Origin of the sequence: Pseudarthrobacter sulfonivorans, assembly GCF_001484605.1 — a bacterium.
Lineage (GTDB): Bacteria > Actinomycetota > Actinomycetes > Actinomycetales > Micrococcaceae > Arthrobacter > Arthrobacter sulfonivorans_A.
Genome location: NZ_CP013747.1, coordinates 813466 through 839532, shown reverse-complemented (window position 1 = coordinate 839532; position 26067 = coordinate 813466). Strand labels below are relative to the sequence as shown.

The following is a 26067-nucleotide window of genomic DNA, read 5'->3' as shown; positions in this document are numbered from 1 at the left end:
GGTAGCAGTAACTGTCGTTATGTGCGCTCATAGCGACAGTTACTGCTACCTACACGGGGGCGTTCCGTGCCCACCGGGCCCCGCGGCATTTAACGCCAGGGGCACGGCGGCGCAGTGGGCGTTTGGGCGCAATGTCGGGGCGGTAAGGCAAGATAGGTCTGTGAGCACAGCACCGGTCCCCGCAGAGGAAACAGCAAACAGCACTGAGGAACTAACCGAGCCGGACGCCGTCCCCGCTGGGTCAGTGCGCGAAGAATATGAGAATCTGACGGACCTGGTCAGGAAGTACCGGTTTGCGTATTACCAGGAGGACGAACCCCTGGTCTCTGACGCGGAATTCGACGAACTGTTCCGGCGCCTGGAGGAGATCGAGGCCCTGCATCCGGAGCTGGTAGCCAATGATTCGCCTACGCAGGAGGTTGGCGGGGAAGTCTCAGCCGCGTTCGCCGCCGTCGAACATCTGCAGCGGATGTATAGCCTCGAGGACGTCTTTTCCCTGGAGGAGCTGGAGGCCTGGATCACCAAAGCCGAGGCCGGCGTCAGCAAGCTGGGGGACACGGCTCAGCTCGCGTGGCTCACGGAACTGAAGATTGACGGCCTCGCGGTCAACCTGTTGTACCGCGACGGGAAACTGGTCCGGGCGGCCACCAGGGGTGACGGAACCACGGGTGAAGACATCACCCACAACGTCCTGACGATCAAGGAAATCCCGACGGAACTGACGGGCACCGGCTTTCCCCCGGAGGTGGAAATCCGTGGCGAGGTCTTTATCCCTTCCAAGGCTTTTGCGGAATTCAATGAGGCACTGATCGAAGCCGGCAAGGCGCCGCTGGCCAACCCCCGGAATGCCGCCGCCGGTTCGATCAGGCAAAAGGATCCGGCGGAAACCGCCAAGCGTCCGTTGCGGATGTTTGTCCATGGCATTGGTGCGCGCGAAGGGCTGGAAACCCTGAGCCAGTCCCAGACCTACGCCGTGCTGGAACAATGGGGCCTTCCCGTCAGCCCCTACTTCGAGGTTCTCAGGGGCCTGCCGGAGATCCTTGCCTTCATCCAGCGCTATGGAGAACAACGGCACAACCTCATGCATGAAATCGACGGCATTGTGGTCAAGGTTGACGATCTCGCCACCCAGCGTGCCCTCGGCTACACCTCACGCGTTCCCCGCTGGGCCGTCGCCTACAAGTACCCGCCGGAAGAGGTCCACACCCGGCTGCTGGACATCCGTGTCCAGGTGGGCCGTACCGGCCGCGTGACCCCGTTCGGGGTGCTGGAGCCAGTGAAGGTGGCCGGCTCCACCGTGGCCCGTGCCACGCTGCACAACCAGGACGTGGTCAAGGCCAAGGGCGTGCTGATCGGCGACGTCGTGGTGCTGCGCAAGGCCGGAGACGTCATCCCGGAGATCGTTGGCCCCGTGATGGCGCTGCGCAAAGGCCGTGAGGGCGAACTGCGCGAGTTCGTGATGCCCACCGTATGCCCCTCCTGTGGTACGGAGCTCGCCCCCTCGAAGGAGGGAGACATCGACATCCGCTGTCCCAATTCCAGATCCTGTCCCATCCAGCTGACGGAGCGCGTGGCGCACCTGGCCGGCCGCGGTGCCTTCGACATCGAGGCCCTCGGCGGGGAAGCTGCCGTGGCACTTACCGATCCGGCCGAGCCCAGGCCAGGCCCGCTGGTGAGCGAATCGGAGCTCTTCTCCCTAACCGCGGCGGACCTGGAGCACGTGCGGATCCTGCGCGAGAAGCGTTCCAAGGGCGTGGGCACCGGCGTCTTCGAGCTGGTCCCGTACTTCTGGACAAAGGCAACGGCCAAAACACCGTCCAAGCCCACTGCAACCACGAACAAGCTCTTCGACGAACTGACCAAAGCCAAGACGCAGCCGCTGTGGCGGGTGCTCGTTGCCCTGTCCATCCGGCACGTTGGTCCCCGCGCCTCACGCGCCCTGGCCACCGCGTTCGGCACCATGGACGGCATCCGGAACGCCTCCGAGGAAGACCTGGCCCATGTGGACGGCGTCGGCCCAACCATCGCGGCCGCACTGAAGGAGTGGTTCGCCGAGGACTGGCATGTGGAAATCATTGACCGCTGGGCTGCGGCCGGGGTCCGCATGGAGGACGAGCGCGACGAATCCATGCCGCGGACCCTGGAAGGGTTGACCATTGTGGTTACTGGCTCCCTGCCGAACTTCAGCCGGGACGAGGCCAAGGAAGCCATCCTTCTGCGCGGTGGCAAAGCTGCCGGCTCGGTCTCCAAAAACACCAGCTACGTCGTCGCCGGCGAAAGCGCAGGCACCAAACTGGACAAAGCCGAACAGCTCGGAATTCCCGTCCTGGACGAAGACGGCTTCCGGGAGCTCCTTGCGAACGGCCCGGCCTCCGCTGCCGAAGCCACGCCCACACCAACGCCCACAGAATCAGAAGAGGCAGCCGAATGAGCCACGCGGACCTCAACACCGAACTGCTTGCGGTGGCCCGGCAAGCAGCCGCCGCCGGCGCCGCCGTGCTGGCTTCCCGCGATGGCGAGACCCTGGACGTCAGCAACAAAGGCGACGCCGGCGACTGGGTTACGGCCTTTGATGTCGCCGCGGAGAATGCCGTCCGGGATGCCATCGTGGCCGCCCGGCCACAGGACACCATCACGGGGGAGGAGCATGGGACCACCCGGCCCGCTGCCCCCACCGGTTATCGCTGGTCCATCGACCCGCTGGACGGTACCACCAACTTCATCCGGAACATCGTCTACTACGCCACCTCCGTGGCAGTGGCGGATGCCGACGGCGTCTGGCTGGCCGGCGTCGTCAACGCCCCTGCGCTGGGCCGCGTCTACTACGCTGCCCGCGGCCAGGGTGCGTGGCTGGAAGAGGGCGGCCGGGTGACCCAGCTCCAGGGTCCGGCGCCGGACCGCGCCGGGCAGATCCTCGCCACCGGCTTCAGTTACGACCCCGCCATCCGCGCCGAGCAGGCTGCACTGCTGGGCAGTCTCATGGATGGATTCGCCGACGTCCGGCGGCTGGGCTCCGCGGCGCTGGACCTCTGCATGGTGGCTGACGGGACCCACGACGCCTACGGTGAACGCGGGCTCAACGAACATGACTTCTCCGCCGGTGCGTTGATTGCCGAGGAAGCCGGTTGCTGGGTCCGGCGTCCCCGGCTGGCCAGTCCGCTGGACGGCGGACCCGCCGACGAGGACAGGCTGGCCGCCTGGACCTGCGCCGGGACCTTGGCGCTGTCCGGCAAGTTTCCGCTGTGACGATGCTGCGCCACTAACATTGTCAGGTGCAATCGCAAATAACCATCCGACCGGCCGTTGAGGCAGACTTCCAGGCCATCGCCAGGATCACCGTGGACTCGTACCTGGCAGCAGGGTATTTCGACAGCGCGGACCATCCCTATATGCAGCAGATCCAGGATGTTGCCGCACGTGCGGCGAAGGCCACGATCTGGGTTGCCGAGCGGGACCGGCAGGTGGTGGGTTCCGTGACGCTGGCACTGGCAGGTGAACCGTTCGCCGACATCGCCCTGCCGGATGAGCTGGAGTTCCGGATGCTGGTGGTGGATCCGGCGGTGCAGCGCAGCGGCGCAGGCAAGGCCATGGTGGAAGCCATCATTGAGCATGCGAAATCGCTGGAGGGGATCACCGGCGTGGCCCTCACCACCGGCGGGACCTGGGAGAGCGCCCATGGCCTCTACCGGAAGACCGGCTTCAAACGCGTCCCCGAGCGTGACTGGCTGATTCCGGGCACCGACATAAAGCTGCTGGTTTACCGGCTTGACGTCCAGCCAACCTAAAGTGGTGCCGACTCGTTTTCGGCACTGAAAGGCCCACCATGCGCAAAACATTCGGCACCGGCTCCGTCTGGGAGCAGACCCTCGGCTACTCCCGCGCCGTCCAGGTGGACAACACGCTCTACATTTCCGCCACGGCCGCCAGCGGCGAGGACGGCATTGTGGGCGAGGACTTCTACACGCAGACCCAGTACATCCTGCAGAAGCTCGGCGTGGTCCTGGCCGATGCCGGCTTCAGCTTCGAAGACGTGGTCCAGTCCAAGCTGTACCTGACGGACATCAGCAAATGGGAAGAGGCCGGCCGCGCCCACGGCGAAGTCTTCGGCGAGATCCGCCCCACGCTGGCCCTGGTGCACGTCCTGCCGTTCCTTGACCCGAAGATGCTCGTCGAAATCGAGCTCGTGGCCCAGAAGAGCGCCAGCTAGAAGGCCTCGCGCGGGACAGGCATCCTCCGCGTGCTCGCTCGTTCCTCCCCACCGCCACCCTCTCCTCGCAAGCTCGGACAGGGAACCCTGGCGGCGTGGGCCCCCTTAGACGCACGCTTCCGGATGCCTGTCCCGCGTTCGGACGCTTCGCAGTTGCGGGCTCCGGTCGGGTGTGTGTTAACTGGCCGGGAGGCTGTAGCGGTGTTCCGGGCGTCCGGTGGTTCCGTAGCGCAGTTGGATGTCGACGGCGCCGTCGTCGGCCAGCGAGGACAGGTACCTTTGCGCCGTGGCCCGCGAAACCCCCACGCGGGTGGCCACTTCCACCGCCGAATACTGTTCGCCGGCAACCAGCGATTCCAACACCGCGGCCTCGGTGGCGGAGCGGGGTTTCGCCGCCGGCGTCACGTCCCCGGGGATCAATGCCCGTTTGGCCCGCTCCACGGAGCCCTGGTCCAGGGCCCCGGGCTGGCCCAGCAGCCTGCGGTACCGGGCATACGAACGTAGCTGCTGCGAGAGCGACTCGGCGGTAAAGGGCTTCAACAGGTACCCGAGGGCGCCGCGGCGGAACGCCTTCCGCAGCGACTCGGCGTCCGATGCGGCACTGAGGATCATGGTGTCCACGTCCAGCTGCTGCAGCAGGTCGAGACCTGAGGCGTCCGGCAGGTAGACATCCAGCAGCACCAGGTCCGGGCGGAGGCTGTGGATCGCCTGCAGCGCCAGGGATGCCGACCCCACCGGCGCCAGCGCCAGGAATCCCGCCACCGAATCCACATACGTTGCGTGCAGCTTGGCCACGTGGAAATCGTCGTCCACAATCAGCACCCTGAAGTCCTCAGGCATCATTGTCCTTTCCAGCTAAACCCTGGGTCCCCGCAGGTGTCCCGGCGGTGGTCCCGGCCGTTGTGCGTGGCAGGGAAGCCATAAACACGGCACCGGGTCCGCCCGGTGTCCCCGGCTCCAGCAAGCGGACGTCCCCGCCGCGGCGCCGGGCCAGCTTCCGGGCCAGGGCCAGGCCCAGCCCCTGCCCGCCACTCCGTCCGCCACTCCGTCCACCGGCAGCCGCCGGAGCCGGCACTACTGGGCCAGCCGCCGTCGTAAATCCCTCGGCGAAGACCGCTTCCGCGTCCGTTCCGGCGGCCAGCCCGTCGCCGGAATCGGCGACGACGATGTGCAGCGTCCCGCCGTCGTCGTGCGGTTCATCCAGCACCTCCAGCTCCACCCAGCGGTCCGGGGCGGAGCCCGCGACGGCGGCGTTCACCGCGTTGTCGATCAGGTTGCCCAGTACGGTGGTCACGTCCTGCGGCTCGGTGACCTGGCCGCGGACCAGGGTTTCGGGGCCGATCCGCAGCGTCACGCCGCGCTCGTCGGCCTCCACGCCCTTGGCGCCCACAAAGGCCTGCAGGTAGGGGTCCTGCAAAAGTTCCGCCTGGTCCACCGGGAACTTCAGCGGCCCCGTGGCGGCCAGCCCGGCCAGGTACTCGCGGGCCTGTTGGTGCTGCCCGATGCTCATGAGGCCGGCGATGGTGTGCAGCTGGTTGGCGAACTCGTGGCGCTGGGCGCGCAGGGCCGTGGACATGGTGCCCACGGCGTCGAGCTGCCGGGTGAGCTGCTGGAGTTCGGTGCGGTCCCGGAGCATCACCACCCAGCCCAGGTCCTCGCTTCGATGCAGGGCCTTGCGCGCGCTGGCCACCAGGACACTGCCGCCGGCTACCAGCTCGATGGCGTCCGCCTCCGCAGCGTCCGGCCGGGTCAACGCCCTGAGCTGCTCGGGCACAGGAGCGCCGGCCCACGGCATCCCGGAAAGGTCCGGCTGCTCCAGAAGGCGCTGCGCCGCTGCGTTGAACACGCTGATCCTGCCGTCGGCCGAAACGCCGATGACGCCGTCGTCCACGCCCTGCAAAACGGCCACCTGGTCGTGCACCAGCGTGCTGATTTCCTCAGGCTCCAGGCCCAGCGTCAGGCGCTGGAGCCGGCGCCGCAGTAGGAACGAGGCCAGCACGCCCGCCAACAGCGCACCTGCGGCGGTCAGCCCCACCGGGCCGATGTCGCGCGCAACGCTTTGGCCCACGCTCTCCATGGAGTACCCAACGCTGACCTCGCCCACAACCGTGCCAGTGCCGGGCGCGTAAACAGGAACCTTGGCGCCGGCAGACGGGCCCAGTGTCCCGGTGTTCCTGGTAGTGACCTCCTGGCCGGCGAGGGCCTCGGACGGATCGGTGCTGACCTTCTCGCCCAGCCGGTCCGGGTCCGGGTGCGCCAGGCGCAGGCCGGTTTCGTCGGTGATCACCACAAACAGTGCCCCGGTACGGGTCCGGATCGCCTCGGCGGCTGCCATCAGCGGCCCGGCGCGGAGCACGGCGGGCGGGGGAGTGCCCGCGCCCGCGCTGATGGCTAGCACGTCAGCCTGCACGGAAGGATCCGCGGCGACGGCGCGGGCCAGCGTCAGGGCCTGGTTTTCCGCCTCGCGGCCCACCCGGTCGTAGGTCAGCCAGGCGTGGACAGCGGCGCTGAGCAGCACCACCAGCAGGACCACGCCCAGCTGAAGGAGGAGGGTCTGCGTGGAGAACCGCAGGGGCGGGGTGCGTGGCGGACGCGGCATGGTTCTCCCTTCCTCAGGCATTGGCGTGAGCACAATGCGCAGAATGCTCCGAATAAGCAGTATGCCAATCAATTGAGCCAAAGGCACGGCCGTGACCTCCGCCACCCTAATGTCTGTAGCACGCGTCACACTGCGGTGGCGTTGTTCACAAGAAGGAGCCGGCCGTGCTGGTATTACTTGGATTCGCAATGATCGCGGTATTCATGGTGCTGATCATGACGAAGAAGTTGACGCCAGTACTGGCGCTGATCATCGTCCCCACCGTTTTTGGCCTCTTCGCAGGCGCCGGACTGGGCATCGGGGACATGGTCCTGGAGTCGATGAAGTCCATGACGTCCACGGCGGCCCTCCTGATGTTCGCCATCATCTACTTCGGCCTGATGATCGACGTCGGGCTGTTCGATCCGCTGGTGAAGTTCATCCTCCGGAAGCTCGGCAATGACCCTGCCAAGGTGGTGCTCGGCACCGCGATCCTGGCGGCCGCGGTCTCCCTGGACGGCGACGGCTCCACCACCTTCATCCTCACCACCGCGGCCATGCTGCCCGTCTACCTGCGCCTGAAGATGAGCCCCGTTGTCCTCACCTGCGTGGCCGGCCTGGCCAACGGCACCATGAACATCCTGCCGTGGGGCGGTCCCACGGCCCGCGCCGCCACCGCGCTCCACCTCGACGTCAACGACGTTTTTGTCCCGATGATCCCGTCCCTCATCGCCGGCCTGGTAGTGGTCTTCGGCTTCGCCTGGCTGCTGGGCCTGCAGGAACGCAACCGCCTCCGCGCCATTGCACCGGAAATCTGGGGAGTCCCGGACACTGCTGAAAAGTTCGACGGCGGCGCTTCCGACGGCGGCACCGCCGCTGCCTCCGCCGGTACCGGCCGCAGTGGGTCACGTTCCCCCGGAACCGGAAGTCCCGCCGTCGGCGGCTACTCTCCGGAAGGTTCGTCAGTGGCTGTCCTGGAACGCACCGAAACGCTGGTGGAAGAACAGGACGGCGGTCTTGCCGATACCGCCCTGGACCCCAACCGCTCCACGCTCCGCCCGAAACTGTTCTGGTTCAACCTTGGCCTGACGGTCGCTGTGATGGTGATGCTCGTGGCCGATCTCGTCCCGCTGCCGTTCGTCTTTATGGTCGGGTCGGCCATCGCGCTTGTAGTGAACTTCCCCAACGTCAAGGAACAGGGCGCTCAGCTGGTGGCCCACTCCTCGTCCATCGTGGCCGTGGTGAGCATGGTGATGGCGGCCGCAGTCCTGACCGGTGTCCTGACCGGCACCGGAATGGTGGAGGCCATGTCCGCGTGGCTGGTCCAGATCATCCCGACTGAAATGGGTCCTTTCCTGGCCGTCATCACCGGCGTCCTCAGCATCCCCATGACCTTCTTTATGAGCAACGACGCCTTCTACTTCGGCGTCCTGCCCGTGCTCAGTGAGACCGCCGCACACTACGGGATCAGCGCCGCGGAGATGGCGCGTGCCTCCATCACCGGCCAGCCTTTCCACCTGCAGAGCCCGCTGGTTCCGGCCATCCTGCTGCTGGTTTCGCTGGCCAAGGTGGACCTGGGCGACCACCACAAAAAGGTCCTGTGGCGCACCGCGGTGGTTTCCCTCGTCATGCTGGGTGTGGGAATGCTGACGGGAGCCATCGGGATCGGTTAGTCTGTAGCTGCCTGTGGCCGGTCCCCGTGACCGGGACCACGGCACCGAGGTGCCCGTCTGACGCCCGCTGGGGGTCGTCAGACGGGCACTGACGTTTCCCCACTAGACTGGTTCGGAAAACAATCCGAACCTGCAGGGGAGATCCATGGCTGCGATCAACCGTGACGATGTTGCGCACCTCGCGCAGCTCGCTCACATCGAGATGAGTGCTGAAGAGCTGGACAGGATGGCCGGCGAACTCGCCGTCATCGTTGATTCAGTGAAGTCCGTGAGTGAAGCCGCCGGTGATGACGTCCCGGCAACCTCCCACCCGATCCCGCTGACCAACGTGTTCCGCGAGGACGTTGTGGGCCACACTTTCACCGCGGAGCAGGCACTCTCGGGGGCTCCGGATTCCGATGAGAACCGTTTCAAGGTCCCGGCAATCCTGGATGAGGCATAACCAATGACTGACACCAACGAACTCATCCGCCTGTCCGCCGCGCAGTTGGCCGGCATGCTGGCCGCGGGCGAGGTCACCTCCGTCCAGGTCACGCAGGCTTACCTGGACCGGATCGCAGCTGTCGACGGCGGCGAACGCGGCGTGAACGCGTTCCTGCACGTCAACACTGTGGAAGCGCTCGCCGTCGCTGCCGAGGTGGACGCCATCCGCGCCGCCGGCGGCGCCGCGGCCGAGGAACTCCACGTACTCGCCGGCGTGCCGATCGCGGTCAAGGACCTCATCGTCACCATCGGCCAGCCCACCACGGCAGGCTCCAAGATCCTCGAAGGCTGGCACAGCCCCTACGACGCCACGGTGGTCAAGCGCCTCCGCGCCGCCAAAATGCCCATCCTGGGCAAGACCAACTTGGACGAATTCGCCATGGGTTCCTCCACCGAGCACTCCGCGTACGGCCCCACCCGCAACCCGTGGGACCTGGACCGGATTCCGGGCGGTTCCGGCGGCGGTTCGGCCGCGGCCGTTGCTGCTTTTGAGGCCCCGCTGGCCCTCGGCACGGACACCGGCGGGTCCATCCGCCAGCCCGGCGCCGTCACCGGCACCGTGGGAGTCAAGCCCACCTACGGCGGTGTTTCCCGCTACGGGGCCATCGCGATGGCTTCCTCGCTGGACCAGATCGGCCCGGTTTCCCGCACCGTCCTGGACTCGGCGCTGCTGCACCAGGTCATCGGCGGGCATGATCCCTTTGACTCCACGTCCCTGCCCGACCCCCTGGCGGACCTCGTCGCCGCTGCCCGCGTGGGCAACGTCGAAGGCATGCGGATCGGCATCATCAAGGAACTCCACGGCGAGGGCTACCAGGCCGGCGTCGAGAACCGCTTCAACGAATCCCTGGAACTGCTGAAGCAGGCCGGTGCGGAAATCGTCGAGGTGTCCTGCCCCAACTTCCAGTACGCCCTCGGCGCCTACTACCTGATCATGCCGTCCGAAGCCTCCTCCAACCTGGCAAAGTTCGACGGCGTACGGTACGGCCTGCGCGTCCTGCCCGAGGACGGACCCATGACCATCGAACGCGTGATGGGTGCCACCCGCGCCGCCGGCTTCGGTGCCGAAGTCAAGCGCCGCATCATCCTGGGCACCTATGCCCTGAGCGCCGGTTACTACGACGCGTACTACGGGTCGGCCCAGAAGGTCCGTACCCTGGTCCAGCGCGACTTCGAGGCCGCGTTCGCGCAGGCCGACGTCCTGATCTCGCCCACGGCGCCCACCACGGCGTTCAAGCTCGGGGAGAAACTGAATGACCCGCTGGCGATGTACCTCAACGACGTCGCCACCATCCCCGCCAACCTGGCAGGCGTGCCCGGGCTGACCCTGCCCGGCGGCCTGGCGGACGAGGACGGCCTTCCCGTCGGCATCCAGCTGCTGGCTCCGGCCCGCGAGGATGCCCGGCTCTACCGGGTGGGTGCTGTCCTGGAATCCCTCCTGGAGGCACAGTGGGGCGGCCCGCTCCTGGACCAGGCCCCGCCGTTGGTTGAGACCCTTGTTGACGCCAAGGAGGCAAAATAATGAGCACGGACGCAACCCTGAGCTTCGAAGAGGCCATGGAGAAGTACGATCCCGTCCTGGGTTTTGAGGTCCACGTGGAGCTCAACACCAAGTCCAAGATGTTCTCCTCCGCGCCCAACGTCTTCGGCGATGAGCCGAACACCAACGTCAACGAGGTGGACCTGGGCATGCCCGGTGTGCTGCCGGTAGTGAACAGGGTCGCGATCGAGTCCTCGATCAAGATCGGCCTTGCCCTGAACTGCAAGATCGCTGAATCCTGCACGTTCGCCCGGAAGCAGTACTTCTATCCGGACACTCCCAAAAACTTCCAGACGTCACAGTACGAGGACCCCATCGCGTACGACGGCTACCTGGACATCGAACTGTCGGACGGGACCATATTCCGCGTGGAGATCGAGCGCGCCCACATGGAAGAGGACGCCGGAAAGCTGACGCACATGGGCGGGGCCGCCGGCCGCATCCAGGGTGCCGACTTCTCGCTGGTGGACTACAACCGTTCCGGCGTTCCGCTGGTGGAGATTGTCACCAAGCCCATCGAGGGTGCGGGTTCCCGAGCCCCGGAGCTGGCCAAGGCCTACGTGGCCGCCGTCCGGGAGATTGTCAAGAACCTTGGTGTGTCGGACGCGAAGATGGAACGCGGCAACGTGCGCTGCGACGCGAACGTTTCGCTGCGCCCGCACGGCCGCGAACGCTTCGGCATCCGCTCCGAAACGAAGAACGTCAACTCGCTGCGCGCCGTCGAACACGCCGTCCGCTACGAGATCCAGCGGCACGCAGCCGTCCTGGATGCCGGCAACCCGATCATCCAGGAAACCCGCCACTGGCACGAGGACACGCGCACCACCACCTCGGGCCGGCCCAAGTCGGACGCCGATGACTACCGCTACTTCCCGGAGCCCGACCTGGTTCCGATCGTTGCGTCCCGCGAATGGGTGGAGGAGCTCCGCGCCACCCTGCCCGAGCCGCCCGCGGCCCGCCGCAAGCGGCTGCAGTCGGACTGGGGCTACTCGGACTTGGAGTTCCGCGACGTTGTCAACGCCGGCGTTATGGATGAGATCGAGGAAACCATCGCCGCAGGAGCTTCTGCCTCTGTCGCCCGTAAGTGGTGGATGGGCGAGATCGTTGGCCGTGCCAAGAACGCCGACGTCGATCCCGGCCAGCTGGGCGTCCAGCCTGCCACCATCGTGGAGCTGAACCGGATGGTCGAGGACGGCAAGATCAACAACAAGATGGCCACCGAAGTCCTGGACGGCGTGCTCGCCGGTGAAGGCACCCCGGCGGAGATCGTGGAGAAGCGCGGCCTCGCTGTCGTTTCCGACGACGGACCCCTCCTGGAAGCCATCGACGCCGCGCTCGCCGCGCAGCCCGACGTCGCGGACAAGATCCGCGCCGGCAAACTCCAGGCGATCGGCGCGATCGTCGGCGGCGTTATGAAGGCCACCCGCGGGCAGGCCGACGCCGGCCGCGTCAAGGAGCTGATCCTTGCGAAGCTTGGAGTTGAGGGCTGAGCCACAGGGCAAGCTACCTGTTTAAACCCAACTGGGTCGCAGCTACTGCGACCCAGTTTGGCTTTAAGTACTCACTTCCCGCCCGCAAAGTACGCGTATTCAGCGGGGCCTGCCGGTTCTAGACTGAAGATCCAGGGCGCCGGAGCCCTGCCCGTGCTGTGGGAGGAATGGCCATGTCGGTCCAAGAACCGTTGAGATTCCGCAAGGCTTTGCTGGCTGGCGTCATAGCGCTGGCGCTGACCGGTACGGGTGTCGCCATCGCCTGGTCCGCCACAGATACGCCGTCGCCGTCGCCGTCGGCCTCCGCGCCGGGGAAATCGGACAAGGCTAAGGGCCAGGAGAAGCCGGCCAAGGCCCAGCGCCCGCAGCACCTGCACAGTGAAAGCGTGGTGAAGAAGGCGGACGGGACGTTCGAAACCTTGCTGACCCAGCAGGGCACCGTGGAGGCCGTCAGCGAAACCTCGCTCACCGTCAAGAGCGAGGACGGTTTCACCCAGACCTACGCCGTCAACGCGGAGACCAGGATCATCAAGTTCCCTGCCCCGGCCGCGGACGGTTCGCCGGCAACGGGCGACGACGGCAAACGGCTGAAGCGGTCAGAGGTCACCATCGCGGAAATCGCCACGGGTGAGGCCGTCAGGGTCTCCGGCGTGAAGAACGGTGACAACGCCACCGCCCGGCAGATCGTGGAGGGCGCCGGCACGGGTCCGGGCCTGGGCCTCGGAAAAGGAATGGGCAAGGGGCACGGCCACGGGCTGGGCAAGGGCCTCGGCCACGCCAAGCGGCTTCCCCCAAGTAAGTAGCGCCAACTGTCGTTCTGAGCCCTGAAAACGACAGTTAGTGCTACCCAGCTGGGTTAGCCCTGCTCCACCAGCCCGGTCATGATCGCCTGCAGCGCCTCGCACACAATCATCACCGAGCGGCGCTTCAGGTTCTCCGGCCGGGCCAGGATGTCGATCCGCCGCCGGGTGCTGATGCCCTCCAGCGGCCGCAGCACAATGCCCGGGTTGAGCACGGGCCGCGCCGTATGCCGCGGCAGCAGGCCCACCACACCGCCCGCCGCCACCAGCGCGGCCACGGTGGAGTAGTCGTTGATCCGGTGGACGATGTTCAGTTCCTTGCTGGAAACGGCCGCGACGGCGGACAGGACGTCGGCGGGGGAGTATCCGGTGTGGCTGGTCACCCAAGGTTCGCCCACGACGTCGGCCGCGGTGAGAGTGCCCTGGCGGGCCAAGCGATGGTCCGCCGGCAACGCAACATCCAGCGGTTCGTGCGCCAGCGGAATCACCGCAACACGCTCCTCCGGCCAGCGCGGGCTGTGGTCCATCCGGTGCGCCAGCACCAGGTCGTACCGCGCCGTCAGCGCCGGGAAGTCCTGCTGCGCCACGTCCTCGTCAGAGAGCTGGATCCGCGGCTGGCCGGGCGCGTCCAGCATGCGCGCAAGCGGTGCGAACAGCGCCTGCCCCGCGCTGTGGAAGCCGCTGATGGTCACGGTGCCAACCGGCGAGCCGTGATAGGCGCCGATGGCTGTCCGGGCGTCCGCCATGGCACTGACGACGGCGGCACCGGCGTCGGCGAGAACCTGCCCGGCCTCGGTCAGCACCAGGTTGCGGCCCTCCTTCCGGGTCAGCGGAACCTCAACATTGCGCTGCAGCAGTGCCAGTTGCTGGGACACCGCGGAGGGCGTGACCATCAGCGTCTCCGCCACCGCTTTCACGCTGCCCAGGGCTCCGAGTTCGCGGAGGATTTCCAGCTGGTGAATTTCCATCCGCCCAGTCTATGCATTAGTGAACACTTCATCGTCGATTGAGAGAATTCTGCTTGTGCTAATGCTTCGAAATGGCTCTAATGAAGGGAGACCATACCCGCAGGCCGCGGGTCGCTGCCAACAGTCAGGAAGCCAATGAAGGCACTCTACAAGTCCGGTGCACACGCCGGGTTCGAGCTGGTTGACCGGCCCGAGCCCGAGGCCGGCCCCAGAGACGTCAAGATCCGGGTCATGACCACCGGGATCTGCGGCACGGACCTGCACATCCAGTCCTGGGACGCCTGGGCGCAGGGCATGATCGAGGCACCCCTCATCGCCGGCCATGAGTTCTACGGTGAAGTAGTGGAAATCGGCGACGGCGTCCGCGACGTCAAAGTGGGGGACCGCGTATCCGGCGAAGGCCACGTGGTCTGCGGGATCTGTCGGAACTGCCGCGCAGGCCGCCGCCACATGTGCATCCACACCGTCAGCGTCGGTGTGCAGCGGGACGGCGCCTTCGCCGAGTACGTGGTCATCCCCGAGACCAACGTCTGGGTTCACCATGACCCCTCCATCACACCGGAACTCGGCGCGATTTTCGATCCGTTCGGCAACGCCGTGCACACCGCCCTCAGCTTCCCGCTGGTGGGCGAGGACGTGCTCATCACCGGGGCAGGACCCATCGGCCTGATGGCCATCGCCGTGGCCCGCCACGCCGGGGCGCGCAAGATCGCCATCACCGATGTCTCCCAGCCACGGCTTGAGCTTGCACGCCAGCTCGGCGTGGACCTCACCATCGATGTCTCCACCACGAGCGTCAAGGATGCCCAGCGTGAACTCGGCATGCGCGAAGGCTTCGACATCGGCATGGAAATGTCCGGCCACCCCACCGCCCTGCCTGAGATGATCAACAACATGAACCACGGCGGCCGCATTGCCATGCTCGGCCTGCCCAGCCAGGACATCACCATCGACTGGGGCAAAGTGGTCACGCACATGCTGACGCTGAAGGGCATCTACGGCCGGGAAATGTATGAGACGTGGTACGCCATGAGCGCCATGCTCTCCTCCAACCCCGTGCTGCACGCCGGCATCTCAGCGGTAGTGACGGACAAGCTGCCCGCCGCAGAATGGGAAAAAGGCTTCGCCACCGCCCGCGCCGGCGTCGGCGGAAAAGTTGTCCTCGACTGGACCGAACTCTAAGGAGCACCATGTACACCTCCATCAAGGACCAGCTGCAGGCTGAGCTGGACGACATCCGTACCGCCGGGCTCTTCAAAACCGAACGCAGCATCAACTCCCCGCAGTCCAGCCACATCACGGCAGGGCAGATCGGCCAGCCCGGAGCCACCGTCCTGAACTTCTGCGCCAACAACTACCTGGGCCTCGCGGACCACCCGGACATCATCGCCGCGGCCAAAGAGGCCATGGACTCACGGGGCTTCGGCATGGCCAGCGTCCGCTTCATCTGCGGCACCCAGGATCTTCACCTGGAACTGGAAGCCAGGGTCTCCAGATTCCTCGGCACGGAGGACACCATCCTGTTCTCCAGCTGCTTCGATGCCAACGGCGGCGTCTTCGAATCCCTCTTCGGCCCCGAGGACGCCATCATCTCCGATGCCCTCAACCATGCCTCCATCATCGACGGCATCCGGCTCTGCAAGGCCCAGCGGTTCCGCTACGCCAACCAGGACATGGCGGACCTCGAGGCCAAGCTCGTTGAAGCGAAGGATGCGCGGCGCAAGATCATCGTCACCGACGGCGTATTCTCCATGGACGGCTACCTGGCACCGCTGGAGGCCATCTGCGACCTCGCCGAGAAGCACGACGCCCTGGTGATGGTGGACGATTCCCACGCCGTCGGCTTTATGGGTGCCACCGGTGCCGGAACCCCCGAGCACGCAGGCGTGTCCCAGTGCGTGGACATCTACACCGGAACGTTCGGCAAGGCCCTGGGCGGCGCGTCCGGCGGTTACGTGTCCGGCCGCGGTGAAGTGGTGGCCATGCTCCGCCAGAAAGCGCGCCCGTACCTGTTCTCCAATTCCCTGGCCCCCGCGATCGTCGCCGCCACCATCAAGGCCCTTGACCTGGTGGAGAATTCCGGTGACCTGCGGACCCGGCTCTTCGAGAACGCCCGGCTGTTCCGCCGCCGGATGACCGAAGAAGGTTTTGAACTCCTCGACGGCGAACACGCGATTGTCCCCGTGATGTTCGGGGACGCCGTAATGGCCGCCAAGGTGGCGGACCAGATGCTCCAGCACGGCGTCTTCGTCACCGCCTTCAGTTTCCCGGTGGTCCCGCGCGGCGCCGCCCGGATCCGCGTGCAGCTTTCAGCGTCGCACTCAGCGGACGACGTCGAAGCGTGCGTGCGTGCGTTCGTCGCCAGCCGTGCCGCAGTAGGGGGTTAACCCAGCCGGGTTAAACCTTACAGAGCAGGACCGGCGCGGCCGCACGGCAACTCTGCAAGGATGGAGCCATGGCAGCACACTACGACGTCCTGATTGTGGGTGGCGGCATCGCCGGCCTGTCCCTGGCGTCCACGCTCGCGGGCAGCTGCAGCGTGGCGCTGGTGGAGGCGGAGCAGGAGCTGGCGTACCACACGTCCTCCCGCTCCGCCCGGAACCTGATTCCGAGCTACGGCCCGGACGTGGTGCGGGAGCTCACGGTCCGGACCTTGGGGCTGATGGCGGCCCGGGACGCGCAACTGCCCGAACCTGTCCTGACGCCGCGGAGCTTTATGCTCATCGGCACGGAGGAATCCGTCCGTGCCGAGGCCAGCGGCCACATGCGCCTCATCCCCATGGCAGAAGCGCTGGAGCTGTGCCCTGCGCTGGTGCCCGGGTCTTTCTCCGCCGCAGGCCTGGACACCGGATCTTTCGGCTGCAACGCGCCCCTTTTGCTGGCCGACCACCGCCTGCGGGCGGAGGCCGCCGGCGCCGACATCATCACCGGAGCACGCGTGCATTCGGCCCAGCGGCTGGGCTCGGGCTGGGAGATCGGTGCCGGCCAGGAGGCGTTCGAGGCGGGTGTGTTGGTCAACGCGGCCGGCGCCTGGGCCGATGAACTCGCGGTGATCAGCGGCGTGGAGAAGCTCGGGCTGCAGCCGTACCGGCGCACTGCGGCTATTGTCGACGTCGAACATCCACTGCCCGGGCACAGCCCCATGGTGGCGGCAGCGGACAACTCGTTCTACTTCCGCCGCGACGGCACCGACGTGCTGATCTCGCCGTCGGAAACGGTGCCCAGCGGACCGGAGGATGCCAGGCCGCGGCCCGGCGATATCGAGCGGCTGATCGTGAAGCTCAACCAGCTGACCACGCTGGGAATCCGCGGAATTCGGAGCGCATGGACGGGGCTCCGGACCGAGGCGGCCGACGGCGTCCCGGTAGCCGGTTTCGATGCCGAGGCACCCGGGTTCTACTGGCTCGCCGGTCAGGGCGGCTACGGTTTCCAGACGTCATCGGCCATGGCGGAGCTCGCCGCCGGACAGATTCTGGCCGGACAGGGCGCCGGGCACCGGGCGGCCGCTGCGGCCCACGATCCGGCATCCCGGACAGCGGAGGCGCTGGCCGCCACGCGGTGGTCCGTCCGGCGCTGAACAATGGAACCCATGAGCACCCTGATCACCAACATCGCCGAGCTGATGACCCAGGACCTGGAACACCGTGTCCTTAAGAATGCCGCCGTGGTGATCGAGGGCGAACGGATCGCCTGGCTCGGTTCCGCCGAGGATGCGCCGGCGGCCGACGACGCCGTGGACGCCGGCGGCCGGGCCGTGTTGCCGGGCTGGGTGGATTCGCACACACACCTGGTCTTCGCCGGCGACCGCACGGCGGAGTTCGAAGCGCGGATGGCGGGGGAGTCGTATTCGGCCGGGGGCATCGCCGTCACCATGGATGCCACCCGCCGCGCGTCCGATTTCGACCTCACCCGGCTGGCGATGGCGCGTGTGTCCGAGGCTGTATCGCAGGGCACCACCTACCTGGAAACCAAGACGGGCTACGGGCTGGATATTGAGCACGAGGCCCGGAGTGCCCGGATCGCCTCCACTGTCGTAGACGAAGTCACCTACCTGGGTGCCCACCTTGTCCCCTTGGGCACCGATGCGGATGCCTACACCGATCTCGTCTGCGGGCCCATGCTTGACGCCGTCCGGCCGTACGTCCGGTGGGCGGACGTCTTCTGCGAGGAAGGCGCCTTCACGGCGGAGCAGTCCCGCCGTGTGCTGGAGGCGTGCCGGGCCGCCGGACTGGGGATACGCGTCCACGGGAACCAGCTCGGCGAGGGTCCGGGCGTGCAGCTGGCGGTGGAACTCGGGGCAGCCAGCGTGGACCACGTGAACTACCTGTCGTCCCGTGATGTGGCGGTGCTGGCGGAAAGCTGGTCCGGCTGGAGTCCGGACACGGGCAGTGGTTCCCGCGGCACCGTGGCAACTTGCCTCCCCGCGTGCGATCTCTCCACCCGGCAGCCGCTGGCCCCGGGGCGTGAACTGCTGGACGCCGGCGTGCAGGTGGCGCTCGCCTCCAATTGCAACCCGGGCACCTCGTACACCAGTTCCATGGCGTTCAACGTGGCGACGGCCGTGCTGCAGATGCGCCTGAGCGTCCATGAAGCGGTGCGCGCCGCAACGTATGGCGGCGCGCTGGCGCTGCACCGGGAGGCAGGGCACGACGCCGACGGCGTCCGGGCGGTGGGTTCGCTCGCCGTCGGGCATCGTGCGGACCTGCACATGCTGAACGCCCCCTCAGCAACGCATCTCGCTTACCGCCCGGGCATGCCGCTCACGTACGCCGTGTGGCGGGCCGGTGTACGGGCACGCTAAGTACGGTCGCACTTAGTGATTGCGAGGTGATCATTTGTGCCTGTTATGATCAGATAACGTCATATATTGGTGACTGTTTGATCGCTGAGAGGCCCCCATGACCCGCACTGACCGCCTGACGGCCATCCTGGACATTCTCGCCAAGACCGGCCAGGTGGAGGTGGAGGAGATTGTCTCCCAGCTCGCGGTCTCGCCGGCCACGGCACGGCGGGACCTGGACAGCCTGGCCAAGCGGCGGCTGCTGACCCGCACCCGGGGCGGGGCCACCACCGGCGCCCTGGCCTACGACCTCCCCGGGCGGTACAACCGTGACGACCACGCCGAAGCCAAGGAGCAGATCGCCCAGGCCGCCTCGGCGCTGATTTTTCCCGGCGCTGTGATCGGTCTCTGCGGCGGCACCACCAGCACGGCCCTGGCTCAAATCCTGGCCACGCGCGAGGACCTCAACGCTCCCGGCCACCAGTCCACCCTGACGGTGGTCACCAACGCCATCAACATCGCTGCGCAGTTGGCGGTCCGACCCAACATCAAAGTCATGGTGACCGGCGGCATCCTGAACCCCCGCTCGTACGAACTCGTGGGCCCGTACACCGACATCATCATGCAGAAGGTGGTCATGGACATCGCCTTCATCGGCGTGAACGGCATCGACCCCGAGGTCGGTCCCACCAACACTGGGGAGGGCGAAGCCTCCGTGAATGCCCTGCTGGCCAGCCGGGCCCGGATCTCGTACGTGCTGGCCGACTCCTCCAAGGTGGGCGTCAGAGCCTTCGCCACCATGGACGGTTACGCGTTCACCCGCCTGATCACTGACTCCGGGATCTCCGCCGAGGACAAGGCCGCATTCGAAGCCAATGGCACCGAAGTGATCGTGGCCCCGCACTAAGGGACCTGCAACAACGCCTAGAAGATCACCGGCGGCGCATCCAGGACGGTCTCGTCCACCCGGCGGTCCACCCACTGGCTGAACGGAATATCGAGTTCGTACTTGCCCAGGTCGGTGCGCAGGAGGGTCCGCACCGCGGCATTGTCCGGGTTGTTGAGCGATTCGAAATATTCCACCGACCAGTGGAACCAGCGCATGCAGAACAGGCGCATGGTGAGCCCGTGGGTCACCAGCAGGGTGTTGGGGGCGTAGTCCGGTTTGGACCAGTGCCGGTACAGCGTCTCCATAAAGGATGAGATCCGGTCGTAGACGTCGGAGCCGGATTCGCCCTCCCGGAACCGGTAGAAGAAATGGCCGTAGGCGTTGCGGAGTTCCTTCTGGTCCTCGATGTCGCCGGTGATCTGGAAATTGGCCCAGTCCTGCTCGCGGAGCCGCGGCTCTTCGATCACCCGCTCCGTGAGATTGCCGAGGTTGAGCGCCTCCAGGGTCTGGTGCGCCCGCAGGTACGGCGACACATAAACGCAGACCTGCCGGCCGTCCAGCTCGCGGCGGATCCGTTCCCCGGCCGCCGTGGCCTGCGCCAGGCCCAGGGGAGTCAACGGAATCCGGTAGTCCGGGACCCTGTTGTAGATGGACGTATCGACATTTGCCGCGGACTGGCCGTGCCGGATCATGAAGATTTTCCCAGGCGCGCTCATAAGCCCCAAGCATAGGTCCCGCCGCATGGACGCTCTCTCACTTTTGGTGGGTTTTTGGCGGACGCTCTCTCACTTTCGGTGGGTTTTTGGCTGACGCTCTCTCACTTTGGTCAGCCCCGGCGAGCTGGCCACCCTCCCAATCAGCGAAGAACCAGAAACTACAGGCAAGATGGAACCATGTTGGTTCCCTCCCGCCGTCGGCTGCGGATTGAAGTCTGGATTGTGCTGGGCCTTTCCCTGGGGCAGTCCGCCGTCTACTCGGTGGTGCAGCTGCTGGACAAGATGACTCGGGCCCCGCTGGCCGAAGGCACGTCCACGCTGAACCGGTCACAGAGCCCCCGCGAATACTTCGACCTCACCTACCAGCTGCTGGACATCATTTTCGCCCTCGTGCCCGTGCTGCTGGTCATCTACTTCCTCACGGACCAGCGGCAATCCGGTTCCGGCTTGAGCGCCCAGGGCGGGTCCGCCTTCCGGAAGCTGGGGTTCAACTTCGCCCGGCCGGGCCGTGACCTGCTGCAGGGCTTTGGCCTCGCGGCGCTGATCGGAATTCCTTCGCTGGGCCTCTACGCAGCGGGACGTGCCCTGGGGATCACCACCGCCATCATCCCCAGCGCACTCGACTCGTACTGGTGGACAGTTCCCGTCCTGATCCTGTCCGCGCTGCGGCACGCCGTGGTGGAAGAAGTGATCGTGGTGGGCTACCTCCTGGACCGCTTCGGCAAGTTCGGCTGGAGCATGCCCCTGGCCATCTTCATTAGCTCGATGCTCCGCGGCAGCTACCACCTATACCAAGGCTTCGGGCCGTTTATCGGCAACGCAGTGATGGGTGTGGTCTTCGCCTGGCTCTACACGAAAACCAAGCGGATTATGCCGCTGGTCATCGCGCATGCGCTGCTGGACATCGTGGCTTTCGTCGGCTTCAGCCTCTTTGGCCGGGCGGTAGGCCTGGGGTAGGACAGCTGCCGTGCCCGCGCGGCGCGCGTGCACTGATGCAGGTCCGGCTTAAAGGGATTCGGCCGCCATCGGTGGGTGGCATCATTGGCACCCGCTGATGGCGGCCGAAGCTATTGAACGTGCAATCAGATGGTGACTGCTCCGGTAGCGGTTTCGAAGGTTACGGACAGGATGCCCGGGGTTCCATGCGGAGCCACCCAGTCAACGGCCACATCCTCCAGCGGCTTCTCGACGGGTTCGCCCAGCCATTCCGTCACGCGTTCGGCGGAACCGGCTATGGTCAGGCAGCTCATCTTGACGTTGCTCTCATAGGCGTTGGACGGGTGCAGGGCGGGGTCGCCCTCCCACTTGAGCATGTACGGGACCTGCGGGTCCGCGATCAGGCCCAGGATGCCGATCTGCTTCCAGACCAGCTCGCGGCCGTCCGGGAACTTGCGGTTGCCGTTGACGGCGGCACGGCCCAGGCGGTCTTCGAACGGAGCGAGGTCGTCCACTTCGACGCACCAGCCCATCCAGCCGCCGCCGGCTTCGGACCGTGCCCGGACAGCCTGCCCGAAGGGAGCCTTGTCCGATGCAGGGTGGTTCAGGACCTCCACAACTTCCAGGTATTTGTGGCCGGCGAGGGGAATAATCATGTTCCGGGTTCCAAACCGGGGGTGCACCCCGCCCTTCACGGCTTCAACGCCGAGGGCGGACGAAATACGTTCGGTGGTGGCAACGAGGCCATCTTGTTCACAGGCGTAAGAGACGTGATCCATGCGCATGCCATCATCTTGGCACTTTGTGATCCGGCTCTCAGCTAAGGGTAGCCTTACCGGAATCCTGATGCGTCACGAGTGGACATTTCCGGGCGGCCAAGGGCGCGGCGGACCCTGGCAAGGACGCGGCCGGCCAGCCGCAGTAGGGCTCCCGCGAAGTCATAACCAGTCACACGCTTAGCAATAGACCGGGGCTGTTCGTACACTCGAAGCAGGTCATGAGTGCCAGCGACAGCCCCGGCTTGCTGGCCGGCAACCCTCTTTTGCGGTGGGGTGCCCCGGGTGAGGACCTGGCCTGCCGGTCAATTGACGGTGGGCAAGCGCATAGAAAAGGTCCTTCCATGACGATTACGATTTCCCGTACTGCAGCACCCGGAAACGGGGTGGTCCGTTACGCCAGCATCGGCGGACTCGAGCTCGAAGCCGGCGGCTACCTCCCGGAAGTCACCCTCGGCTATGAAACGTGGGGAACCCTCAACGCGGACGGCTCCAACGCCGTCCTGATTGAGCACGCCCTGACCGGAAGCACACACGTGACCCGCGGCGACAGTGACGAGCCCGGCTGGTGGGAACAGCTGGCCGGGCCCGGTGCGCCGGTGGACACGGACCGGTTCTTTGTGGTCTCCATCAACATCGTGGGCGGCTGCTACGGCTCCACAGGGCCGTCCTCGGTTGCACCGGACGGCAAGCCGTGGGGGTCCCGCTTTCCGTTGGTAACGCTGCGGGACACCACGGCGGCCGAGGCCAGGCTGGCTGACCAGCTGGGCATCCCGAGCTGGTACGCCGTGCTGGGCGGTTCCATGGGCGGCGCGCGGGCCCTGGAATGGGCGGTCACCTACCCGGAACGGGTTCAGCGGTGCGCCGTTATCTCGATCGGTGCCGCCAGCACGGCCGAACAGATCGCGTTCGCCCAGGCGCAGACGCTCGCCATCCGCCAGGACAGCAATTTTAACGACGGCGACTACTACGGCGGTCCGCTGCCGGAGGACGGCCTGGCCCTGGCACGGCGCATCGCCCACATCACCTACCGCTCCGCCGAGGAATTCCATGGCCGCTTCGGACGGTCGGCCCAGCACCCGGAGTCGCCGTTCCAGGCGGCAGCGCTGGGGGAGCGGGGCCGCTACCAGGTGGAAAGCTACCTGGACCACCAGGGCAAAAAGCTGGTGCGGCGCTTTGATGCCAACAGCTACATCGCCATCACCGACGCCCTGATGAGCCACGACGTCTGCCGCGGGCGGGGCTCGCTGAACGAAGCCTTGGGCCGTGCCACCGCCAGGTTCTTCGTGGCTGCCGTGGACAGCGACCGGCTGTACTTCCCGTCCCAGTCCCGTGAGCTGGCTGACGCGCTCCCGGGCGACGTGGACGTGCACGTTATTGAGGCCCCGATCGGCCACGACGGCTTCCTGACCGAGATCGGCCAGCTCGGCGTCCAACTCCGGAAGACCTTCCTCGTCTAAGCCCGAACGGACACTTGAGCCCCTGCTCTTAAACGCGAGAGGACACTTGAGGGCCCCTGGAATCAGGGGCCTCAAGTGTCCTCTCGCGCTGACTAAGCGATCAGCCGTTCATGATGTCGGAGCGGCGCTTCATGTAGTCCTCCATGGCCAGCTCGCCGTTGCTGTACTGCTGGTCGAGTTCGGCCAGTTTCCGGGCACGGTATCCCTGCGGGCCCGACGGCGGCAGGGGAATAGCGGGGGCGGCAGGCTGCTGCGGTGCTTCCGCGCGCTGCTCCGGCACCGGCTGGCCGTTGGGTTGCGGCTGACCGTACGGCGGGAACTGCTGATCCGCAGAAGGAATCGGCTGCATGGGCGGCAATGGCTGGCTAGGCGGCAGGGGCTGCGGGCTCATGATCTGCCGGAAGCCGCCACTCATGTAATCCTGCTGCGTGTAGCCGTCACGGGGCTGCTTGTTCTGCGGGCCCGGGTACTGATCGCTGCCCGGGTACTGCCCGCCGCCTGGAAACTGCTCGGGGTAGCGCCCGGAAAAGCTCTGCTCCTGGTTCCGTTTGTTCACGGATTTCCGGTACATCCGCATCGCCATCGGTATCACGAACGACAGAATGATGATCCAGAAAAACAAGCTGTTCACGGTGTAGCGCCTCTCATATGTGTCCTTCCAGCTTAACCCCGGAGCCCACACGCGCGGCCGGGATCCCCAGGAAGGCCCCGTACCGGTCCACGGCGTCCTGCACGGCATCTTCCGTGGCCCGGTCCGCGGCAGCGGACAGCCGGATATCCAGCTCACAGCGGCCGGAGAACATGGTGTGCCGCCAGCAGCCGGCCATCCGCCCGTCCAGCAGCACCACATGCATCGGATCCCCGGCGACCGGGAACACCGGAGCGCTGCCGCCCAGATAGTGCCGCGTTGCGGAATAGCCCATCACGTATTCGTCGTAGCACTGGATCAGATCGATCCGCGGTCCGGCCGCGGTATTGCCGGCCTCCGAACCGGCCTCCGCGCCGGCGTCGAAATAATGATCGACGCCGTCAATCGCCGACGTTGCCAGCGTTTCGGGAGCAGCCGCCAGGGACTGTTGAAGGCCCAGCCGCACGTCGGCCATGGTGAGCCCGGACCAATCGGCGCAATCCTTGACCGTGGCCGGCCCGCGGCTGGTGAAGTAGCGCCGGACGAGCTCGCTGAGCGCTTCGGCCCGGGTGGGCGGCACGGCCGGGCCGGCAGGTACACGCTCGTCAAAAAGGGCGTAGGTCTGCTTCAGGGCCCCGCCCCGGCTGCGCACCGGCGACCCGCTGGTCAGGATCCCGCTGATCTCGGCGTGCATGATCAGGTAGGCCAGCCCGAAGCCGGTGGCCGCGAACCCTTCGTCCTGCAGCCGCGCGGCCAGCTGTTCGCGGGTCAGGTGTGGCCCGCCCCGGACGGCTTCGGCCAGGACCTGCCCGCTCCGGCCAGCGGCGGCGGCATCAATCCCGGTCTGCCGGTACATGCCCGCGTTGCCCTGGTGAAGCCGCGGCGCGGACAATGCCGTCAGCCAGCGAAGATCCTCGCGGTGCACAAAATGCCAGGTGGGCCGCAGGATATGGGTGCGCAGGATACGCCCGTCGGACACCGCCTGCTCAACCTCCGAGGCTGTGGCCACCGCAGCCTCGGCAGCGACACGATGCGACGGCGCCCCGCCGGCAGCTCTAAGTCCGTTGGTCCGTTGCGCCAGGCTCCAGCGGGCGTACGGAAACTCCTGCGCCTGGACAGCCAGCAGGTGCCGGACGGCGTCCTCCGCGGCGTTCAGGCCGGGCCCCCGCAGCCGTTGGGCGTGAAGCCGGCGCCGCACCACCTCATCCGGATCCATGCCTGTCCGGGGGAGCCGTCCCTGGGTCACGCCGTGCCGCCGCTCACGCCGGGGCCGCCGCTAGCGCCGGGCGTCGGTGGTGCCCAGCGGCCCCTCGCCGGAACCCAACGGAACGCCCGGGCCGAACACAGGGCCCGGCGTCGGGCGTTTTGCGGTGATTCCGTCGCCGGAGGAGCGGTGGCGCAGCCGCCGCACCACCCACGGGACAAAGTACTCTCGGGCCCACACCAGGTCCTCGGAACGGGCTGTCCGCCACGTGCGGGCGGGCAGGGGCTTGGGCCGGAGAGGCTCGAGCGTGTGGTCCACGTTGAGCGATTCCAGCACCATGGCGGCGATGGTGTGGTGTCCCAGCGGCGAAAAATGCAGGCGGTCCTCGTCCCACATCTGCGGATCGTTCAGCTGCTTGAGCGACCACATGTCGGCGATGATGGCGTCATGGCGGGCGGCCACTGTGCGGAGGTTCTCGTTGTAGATGGCCACCTTGCTGCGGATCCGTCCCAGGACCGAGGATCCGGTATCCGGACCGTTGAACAGCACCACCGTGGCGCCGCCCATGGCCAGGATCTGGACCACTGAATCAAGTTTTTCGGCGAGGGCGTCGGGGTCGCCGCCCGGCCTGATGAGATCGTTGCCGCCGGCGGAAAGGGTTATCAGGTCCGGCTTAAGCGCCAGGCACGGAGCGAGCTGCTGGTCCACGATCTGCTGCAGCAGCCGGCCGCGGACGGCCAGGTTGGCATAGGCGAAGTCCGCCTGGCCCCTGCCCAGTTCCTCGGCCACCCGGTCCGCCCAGCCGCGGAAGCCGCCGGGGCTTGTGGGGTCCGGGTCGCCGATGCCCTCGGTGAACGAATCTCCCATCGCCACATAGCGGCTCCAGGGGTGGGCTTCCGTGGCCCTGGGCGGGCTCTGCATGGCTTTTGCTTCATTCAC

General features: G+C 66.6%; 24 protein-coding genes and 1 riboswitch. Of the genes, 16 read left to right on the top strand and 8 right to left on the bottom strand.

All coding sequences use genetic code 11. The features are described from left to right. The first annotated feature begins 160 nt into the window (after positions 1-160). From ligA to AU252_RS03740, 4 genes are read left to right on the top strand one after another with little or no spacing between them, the layout of a single operon-like run. The gene (gene ligA, locus AU252_RS03755; protein WP_058929570.1) at positions 161-2431 is read left to right on the top strand and encodes an NAD-dependent DNA ligase LigA; all 2271 of its coding nucleotides are present in this window, start codon (positions 161-163) and stop codon (positions 2429-2431) included. Further along, positions 2428-3246 (top strand): inositol monophosphatase family protein, encoded by an 819-nt coding sequence (locus AU252_RS03750; protein ID WP_058929569.1) that lies wholly within the window; start codon positions 2428-2430, stop codon positions 3244-3246. The genes ligA and AU252_RS03750 overlap by 4 nt, the downstream gene beginning before the upstream one ends. Before the next feature lie 26 nt (positions 3247-3272). Beyond that, positions 3273-3785 carry a GNAT family N-acetyltransferase gene (locus AU252_RS03745; RefSeq protein ID WP_058929568.1) on the top strand — a complete coding sequence of 171 codons (513 nt, stop codon included), beginning with the start codon at positions 3273-3275 and terminating at the stop codon, positions 3783-3785. 38 nt (positions 3786-3823) lie between these two features. Further along, positions 3824-4207 carry a RidA family protein gene (locus tag AU252_RS03740; protein ID WP_058929567.1) on the top strand — a complete coding sequence of 128 codons (384 nt, stop codon included), beginning with the start codon at positions 3824-3826 and terminating at the stop codon, positions 4205-4207. Between the two features lie 177 nt (positions 4208-4384). Here the strand turns inward: AU252_RS03740 and AU252_RS03735 are convergent, their stop codons facing one another. Next, positions 4385-5047 (bottom strand): response regulator, encoded by a 663-nt coding sequence (locus AU252_RS03735; protein ID WP_058932726.1) that lies wholly within the window; start codon positions 5045-5047, stop codon positions 4385-4387. Further along, a complete protein-coding gene (locus AU252_RS03730; RefSeq protein WP_058929566.1) occupies positions 5040-6806 on the bottom strand; it encodes a sensor histidine kinase in 1767 nt (588 codons plus the stop codon). Before AU252_RS03730 ends, AU252_RS03735 begins: the two co-directional genes overlap by 8 nt. A gap of 164 nt (positions 6807-6970) precedes the next feature. On the opposite strand from AU252_RS03730, the gene AU252_RS03725 reads away from it, so the two are divergent. From AU252_RS03725 to AU252_RS03705, 5 genes are all read left to right on the top strand, one after another. Next, a complete protein-coding gene (locus AU252_RS03725; RefSeq protein ID WP_058929565.1) occupies positions 6971-8458 on the top strand; it encodes a CitMHS family transporter in 1488 nt (495 codons plus the stop codon). A 145-nt stretch (positions 8459-8603) separates the two neighbouring features. Continuing rightward, on the top strand, positions 8604-8900 hold the full coding sequence (gene gatC / locus AU252_RS03720) for an Asp-tRNA(Asn)/Glu-tRNA(Gln) amidotransferase subunit GatC (protein WP_056348187.1): 297 nt from the start codon (positions 8604-8606) through the stop codon (positions 8898-8900). 3 nt (positions 8901-8903) lie between these two features. Next, positions 8904-10463 carry an Asp-tRNA(Asn)/Glu-tRNA(Gln) amidotransferase subunit GatA gene (gatA, locus tag AU252_RS03715; RefSeq protein WP_058929564.1) on the top strand — a complete coding sequence of 520 codons (1560 nt, stop codon included), beginning with the start codon at positions 8904-8906 and terminating at the stop codon, positions 10461-10463. After that, positions 10463-11971: an Asp-tRNA(Asn)/Glu-tRNA(Gln) amidotransferase subunit GatB gene (gatB, locus tag AU252_RS03710; protein ID WP_058929563.1), complete on the top strand. Its 1509-nt coding sequence runs from the start codon at positions 10463-10465 to the stop codon at positions 11969-11971. Before gatA ends, gatB begins: the two co-directional genes overlap by 1 nt. 173 nt (positions 11972-12144) lie before the next feature. Further along, entirely contained in the window at positions 12145-12774 is a 630-nt protein-coding gene (locus AU252_RS03705; RefSeq protein ID WP_058929562.1) for a hypothetical protein, read from the top strand. Between the two features lie 53 nt (positions 12775-12827). Here AU252_RS03705 and AU252_RS03700 read toward each other — a convergent pair whose 3' ends face one another. After that, positions 12828-13739 (bottom strand): LysR family transcriptional regulator, encoded by a 912-nt coding sequence (locus tag AU252_RS03700; RefSeq protein ID WP_058929561.1) that lies wholly within the window; start codon positions 13737-13739, stop codon positions 12828-12830. Positions 13740-13874: 135 nt separating this feature from the next. Between AU252_RS03700 and tdh the strand changes: the two genes are divergently transcribed. The 5 genes from tdh (at position 13875) to AU252_RS03675 (ending at position 19426) form a co-directional block, all read left to right on the top strand. Further along, on the top strand, positions 13875-14921 hold the full coding sequence (tdh, locus tag AU252_RS03695; protein ID WP_058929560.1) for an L-threonine 3-dehydrogenase: 1047 nt from the start codon (positions 13875-13877) through the stop codon (positions 14919-14921). 8 nt (positions 14922-14929) lie between these two features. After that, positions 14930-16126: a glycine C-acetyltransferase gene (locus AU252_RS03690; protein ID WP_058929559.1), complete on the top strand. Its 1197-nt coding sequence runs from the start codon at positions 14930-14932 to the stop codon at positions 16124-16126. A gap of 68 nt (positions 16127-16194) precedes the next feature. Beyond that, on the top strand, positions 16195-17316 hold the full coding sequence (locus tag AU252_RS03685) for an NAD(P)/FAD-dependent oxidoreductase (RefSeq protein WP_058929558.1): 1122 nt from the start codon (positions 16195-16197) through the stop codon (positions 17314-17316). A gap of 12 nt (positions 17317-17328) precedes the next feature. Continuing rightward, positions 17329-18540: an imidazolonepropionase gene (gene hutI, locus AU252_RS03680; protein WP_058929557.1), complete on the top strand. Its 1212-nt coding sequence runs from the start codon at positions 17329-17331 to the stop codon at positions 18538-18540. Between the two features lie 97 nt (positions 18541-18637). Beyond that, positions 18638-19426 (top strand): DeoR/GlpR family DNA-binding transcription regulator, encoded by a 789-nt coding sequence (locus tag AU252_RS03675; RefSeq protein WP_058929556.1) that lies wholly within the window; start codon positions 18638-18640, stop codon positions 19424-19426. A 17-nt stretch (positions 19427-19443) separates the two neighbouring features. Here the strand turns inward: AU252_RS03675 and AU252_RS03670 are convergent, their stop codons facing one another. Beyond that, positions 19444-20124 carry a histidine phosphatase family protein gene (locus AU252_RS03670; protein WP_058929555.1) on the bottom strand — a complete coding sequence of 227 codons (681 nt, stop codon included), beginning with the start codon at positions 20122-20124 and terminating at the stop codon, positions 19444-19446. Between the two features lie 177 nt (positions 20125-20301). On the opposite strand from AU252_RS03670, the gene AU252_RS03665 reads away from it, so the two are divergent. Beyond that, a complete protein-coding gene (locus AU252_RS03665) occupies positions 20302-21081 on the top strand; it encodes a CPBP family intramembrane glutamic endopeptidase (protein WP_058929554.1) in 780 nt (259 codons plus the stop codon). 125 nt (positions 21082-21206) lie between these two features. Here the strand turns inward: AU252_RS03665 and AU252_RS03660 are convergent, their stop codons facing one another. After that, entirely contained in the window at positions 21207-21845 is a 639-nt protein-coding gene (locus AU252_RS03660) for a VOC family protein (protein ID WP_056348211.1), read from the bottom strand. A 208-nt stretch (positions 21846-22053) separates the two neighbouring features. Next, positions 22054-22168, top strand: a riboswitch (SAM riboswitch). Between the two features lie 12 nt (positions 22169-22180). Here AU252_RS03660 and metX point away from each other — a divergent pair. Further along, on the top strand, positions 22181-23296 hold the full coding sequence (metX, locus tag AU252_RS03655; RefSeq protein ID WP_205630630.1) for a homoserine O-acetyltransferase MetX: 1116 nt from the start codon (positions 22181-22183) through the stop codon (positions 23294-23296). 100 nt (positions 23297-23396) lie between these two features. Here metX and AU252_RS03650 read toward each other — a convergent pair whose 3' ends face one another. From AU252_RS03650 to AU252_RS03640, 3 genes are read right to left on the bottom strand one after another with little or no spacing between them, the layout of a single operon-like run. Next, on the bottom strand, positions 23397-23927 hold the full coding sequence (locus AU252_RS03650) for a lipase chaperone (RefSeq protein WP_058929553.1): 531 nt from the start codon (positions 23925-23927) through the stop codon (positions 23397-23399). 13 nt (positions 23928-23940) lie between these two features. Beyond that, on the bottom strand, positions 23941-25140 hold the full coding sequence (locus AU252_RS03645) for a winged helix DNA-binding domain-containing protein (protein ID WP_058929552.1): 1200 nt from the start codon (positions 25138-25140) through the stop codon (positions 23941-23943). Positions 25141-25200: 60 nt separating this feature from the next. Continuing rightward, positions 25201-26049, bottom strand: a complete 849-nt coding sequence (locus tag AU252_RS03640; RefSeq protein WP_099093423.1) for an SGNH/GDSL hydrolase family protein — start codon at positions 26047-26049, stop codon at positions 25201-25203. Between the last annotated feature and the right edge of the window lie 18 nt (positions 26050-26067).